General features: G+C 72.8%; 3 protein-coding genes. 1 reads left to right on the top strand and 2 read right to left on the bottom strand.

What is annotated here, in order from left to right; genetic code table 11:
• Positions 1-183: 183 nt before the first annotated feature.
• Both ACOJTC_RS32265 and ACOJTC_RS32260 read right to left on the bottom strand, forming a co-directional pair.
• Entirely contained in the window at positions 184-1,137 is a 954-nt protein-coding gene (locus ACOJTC_RS32265; protein ID WP_420119721.1) for a family 43 glycosylhydrolase, read from the bottom strand.
• Positions 1,138-1,230: 93 nt separating this feature from the next.
• Positions 1,231-2,253, bottom strand: a complete 1,023-nt coding sequence (locus ACOJTC_RS32260) for a LacI family DNA-binding transcriptional regulator (RefSeq protein WP_420119720.1) — start codon at positions 2,251-2,253, stop codon at positions 1,231-1,233.
• A gap of 410 nt (positions 2,254-2,663) precedes the next feature.
• On the opposite strand from ACOJTC_RS32260, the gene ACOJTC_RS32255 reads away from it, so the two are divergent.
• Positions 2,664-4,022, top strand: coding sequence for an ABC transporter substrate-binding protein (locus ACOJTC_RS32255; RefSeq protein ID WP_357935967.1), 1,359 nt, complete (start codon positions 2,664-2,666; stop codon positions 4,020-4,022).
• Positions 4,023-4,210 lie beyond the last annotated feature (188 nt).

Below are 4,210 nucleotides of genomic sequence, written 5' to 3'. Positions count from 1 at the left end.
GCGCGCCCCGCCCCCCCCCCCCCCCCCCCCCCCCCCCCGCCCGCCCCCCCCACCACCGGTGGTTGCCGGACCCGGACGGTGTGGTGCGGGCACCGTCCGGGCCCGGTCGTCCGACACCCCCGTCGACGTGGCGGTGGGCGTCGTCCCGCCCGGACGGACGACCGGGCGGTGGTCGGAGACTCCTCAGCCGGTCGCGGTGGCGGCGGGCGTGCCGACCGGGGTCAGCCCGGTGGAGGCCCGGTAGCGGACCGGGATCGGGTCGGTCAGCGCGCCGACGAACTCTCCGTCGACGTGGTCGAGGAACCCGATCAGGGACCAGTCGCCGGTGGGGCCGGCGACCAGCCGGGGAGCGTAGAGGTGCGGGTGCGGGAACGGGCGGGCCGTGGCGATGTCCCACGGGCCGCGTACGTCGTGCCCCTCGACCGCCCAGATCCGGTGGCCGTCGCGGCGGGTGCCGGCGGCGTCGGTGGAGAACAGCAGCAGCGGTTGCCCGTCCACGACGGCGACCTGCGGCACCTCCAGGTGCCCGAATCCGGCGGGCACCGACAACGGCGGCTGCACGGTCCAGTGCAGCAGGTCCGGTGAGGTGGCGTGCCCGACGACGCCCCGGGCCTCGGCCGGGCCGGTGTTCACCCGGGCGGTGACGAGCATGTGCCATCCGTCGCCGTCCGGGTCGGGGAACACCCACGGGTCACGCCAGGCCTGCTCGTACCAGAGGTTCCGGTCGAGCAGCTCGTACCAGGTGGGGTCGGCCTCCACCAGCGGTCCGGTGCCGTGCCGGTGCCAGGTGGTCAGGTCGTCGGAGACGGCCAGGCCGATCCGCTGCACCAGCCCGTCCTCGGCCCGGCCGACCCCGGTGTAGAACAGGTACCACCGCCCGTCCGGGCCGCGCACCGTGCACCCCGTCCAGGTCGCGAGGTCGTCCCAGCTCGGCGCGTCGGCCGGCACGATCGCGTCGGCGACGAGCTGCCAGGTGCGCAGGTCCGTGGAGACGGCGTGGCCGATCGTGGCGCGGCGGTGCCGGCGGTGCGGGTCGTGCAGGGCGCGGGAGGCGCGCAGGAAGAACGCGTGCCACCGGTCGGTGTCGTCCCGGGCGTACCAGCTGTCCCACACCCAGTGGTCGGGTAGACGTAGCATGCCGGGGAAGCTAGCACTAAATCGTTTTAGCGGCCAGGTCGGCACTCCTGCGACGACCGGTGTGGGCGCGGTTCGGCGGGCGGTGGGGGAGGGCTAGGCCGGGGCGGCCAGGGAGCGGCGGCGGCGCAGCGGCATGGGCACGAGCGACGGCGCGGCCCCACCCCCGTCGAGCAGGATCTCGACCGCCCGCCGGCCCATCTGCTCGTGCGGCAGCGCGGTGGTGGACAGGCCGGGACGCAGCCAGGCGGCGATCGGGTCGTCGTCGAACGAGACCACCGAGATGTCGTCCGGGACGGTCAGCCCCGCCTCGGCGAGCGCCTGGTAGGCGCCGAAGGCCAACCGGTCGTTCATGCAGATGATCGCGGTGGGTCGGGTCGGTCGGCCCAGCAGCGTCCGCATCGCGGCGTAGCCGTGTTCGGGCAGCCACTCGGCGCAGAAGCACTCGGTCAGCAGGTCGACCCCGGCGTCGTCCAGCGCCCGCTGGACGCCGCGCAGCCGGGCCCGCGCGGCGAGCGAGACCTCGGCGTCGTCCTCCTTGAGCCGGTTGCGGCCGATCAGCGCGATCCGGTCCCGGTGGCCGTGGTCGAGCAGGGCGGTGGTGACCGTACGGCCGGCCCGCTCGTCGTCGGGGAGCACGCAGGGCAGCTCGTCGGGGCTGGTGGCGTTGAGCAGCACCACCGGTCCGCCGAGGATGGCCGGGGGTACGGTCAGCCGGCGGGTGGCCATCGCGGCGTAGATCACGCCGTCGACCTGCCGGTCGAGCATCGCCTCGATGGCGTACTGCTCGAAGGTGGCGTCGCCCTGCGTCTCGGTGATGAGCAGCACGTGGTCCCGCTCCCGGGCGGCGTCGAGCGCGCCCCGGATGAGGCCGCCGGCGAACCGGGTGGTGGCGACGATGTCGGAGACGAACGCGATGGTGGCGGTCTTGCGGGTACGCAGGCTGCGGGCCGCCAGGTTGGGCCGGTAGCCGAGTTCCTCGGCGGCGGCGAAGACGCGCTGGTGCGCCTCGGCCGACAGCCGGGTGCCCTCCCGGCCGTTGAGGACCATCGACGCGGCGGTCTTGGACAGCCCGGCCCGCCGCGCGACGTCGGCCAGGGTTGCTCTGTTGCGGCCCATCAGTCCTCCGAATCGCCGGCGGCGTCGCGGCCGCGCTCCCGCCCATCATGATGCGTGGTCCGGCCCGGCCCGGTGCCGGCGGTCACCCCGGGTGTGTGTCGGTCACCACCCGCGACGGCCGGTGGAGCGGGTGGCCGAGCGTGAACCGGATGTTTCCGGACCGTTGCCTTTTGGTCCTTGACAGCTCAGGTCGCCGCGCGCATGCTCTGCTAAATCAGTTTAGCGGCTACTTTTGACAGGTCGGGCGGCACCCTCGGTGACCCTCGGCATGGTCATCGGTAACGAAAACGCGTGCTGCGGCGGCACGCCGACGGCGACGTACTGTTGCGGCTGGTCACCCACCGTAACGGTCTGCCGGCTCGGCCCGCACCGCGGCCGGGGCACGCACGGAAGAGTCGAGGAGTCCTCAATTGGCTACACCACTGGCAAGGTTCTCCCGCCGGACGGCGCTCCTGGCCCCCGTGCTGGCGTTGGGGCTGGCCGCCACGGCGTGCAGCGCCCCCGGGGCCGACGACGCGCCGCGCACCGGCGGCGACGCCACCGTCAGCACCGAGCTGGGCAGCGACCCGATCACCCTGGAGATGTACGCCGAGACCGGCTTCCCGCTGGCCAAGGCGCTGGCCGACGAGTTCACCAAGCAGCACCCGAACGTCAAGTTCAACATCCGTGAGGACCAGTTCACGGTCATCGTGGAGAACGCGCCCCGGGTGATGGCCTCGGACAACTCGCCCGACATCATCCGGCTCCCCACGATGGTCGACCTGGTCAAGGACGACCTGCTCAAGAACCTCGACCCGTACTTCACCGCGTACGGCTGGGACAAGTTCCCCGCCTCCCAGCTGGTGCAGCTGCGGGTCGGCGACGGCGGCACCACCCGGGGCACCGGGTCGCTGTGGGGGATGGGCCTCGGCTACAGCGTCACCGGGGTGTTCTACAACAAGAAGCTGGCCGAGCAGGTCGGGATGACCCAGCCGCCGGCCACCATCGCCGAGTTCGAGGAGCTGCTGGCCAAGGCCAAGACCGCCGGCGTGCAGCCGATCATGCAGTTCAACAAGAACACCGCGGGCATCAACTTCCCGCACCAGGCGTTGCAGAACCAGTTCGGCGACCCGGCCCAGGTGGCCGACTGGATCTTCCAGAAGCCGGGCGCGACGTTCGACACCCCGGCCGCGCTCAAGGCCACCCAGACCATCCAGAAGTGGGCCCAGGCCGGCTACTTCCCGAAGGACGCCAACGCGCTGGACTACGCGAGCATGGTGGGCGAGTTCCAGAAGAACAACGGCCTGTTCATGTTCAACGGTGACTGGGAGTCGGCCAACCTCGACAAGACGATGCCGGGCAACGTCGGCTTCTTCCTGTTCCCGACCGAGTCGGCCGGTGGCAAGCACGTGGCGATGTCCGCCCCGAACACCTTCGGCATCGGCGCCAAGGCCAAGAACCCCGACGCCGCGGCGTACTTCCTGAACTGGGCGCACACCAACGCCACCGCCCGCGAGATCGCGGTCAAGATCGGCGGCTCCAGCCCGGGTGGCCCGAGCGACCTGCCCGTGCCGGCCGCCGCCCCCGGCACCGTGCTGGCCGAGACGCTGAAGGCGTCGCAGCAGCTCGGTGAGGAGAACGGCGCGGTGGACTTCACCGCCAACGCCACCGGTGGCATCTTCGCCGCCGCGATCACGCCCGAGATGCAGAAGCTGATCGCCGGTCAGCAGACCCCCGAGGGGTACGTGAAGGCGGTCCAGGCCGAGTACGCGAAGGAACTGTCCCGATGACGTCTGCCCTCGGCAGCGTACCGACCGGGCAGGGTGGGACGGCGCCGTCGCCGGACCGTCCCACCCGCCCGTCGCCCCCGCGGGGCCCCCCGCAACGGTGGGCCCCCCCGGGGGGGCCGGGCGGGGTCTTCGGGCCGCCCCCCGGGCTGATGTAGGCGGGGGTCGGGCTGGGCCCCCGCGCGCGGCCC

Origin of the sequence: Micromonospora sp. (assembly GCF_048594385.1) — a bacterium.
In the GTDB taxonomy this organism is placed as follows: domain Bacteria; phylum Actinomycetota; class Actinomycetes; order Mycobacteriales; family Micromonosporaceae; genus Micromonospora; species Micromonospora wenchangensis.
The sequence above is the reverse complement of the archived record's forward strand: the minus strand, read 5'-3'. Positions and strand labels throughout refer to the sequence as shown.